General features: G+C 78.1%; 1 pseudogene. It reads left to right on the top strand.

Going from position 1 to position 242, the window contains the following annotated elements:
- Positions 1–180 (top strand): annotated as a pseudogene (locus G3I40_RS41330) (biotin-dependent carboxyltransferase family protein); the annotation flags it as partial.
- Between the last annotated feature and the right edge of the window lie 62 nt (positions 181–242).

The raw sequence follows: 242 nt of genomic DNA, 5'->3' as shown, positions 1-242 counted from the left end.
CCGAGCGAGGGCATGGTGCTCGGCGCGGTGCAGGTGCCGCCGGACGGCCGCCCGGTGGTCTTCCTGCACGACCACCCGACGACCGGCGGCTACCCGGTGATCGCCGTCGTCCCGGAGGCGGCGCTGGCCGCGGCCGCGCAGGCGGTGCCGGGCATCCCCGTGCGGTTCACCGTCTCCTGAGGCGTCACCTGAGGCGGCGGACGCCCCCGGCCTGCGTCCCGTTCGGGTCGCCCGGCACGCCA

This window comes from Streptomyces sp. SID14478 (assembly GCF_010548525.1).
GTDB lineage: Bacteria > Actinomycetota > Actinomycetes > Streptomycetales > Streptomycetaceae > Streptomyces.
The sequence above is the reverse complement of the archived record's forward strand: the minus strand, read 5'-3'. Positions and strand labels throughout refer to the sequence as shown.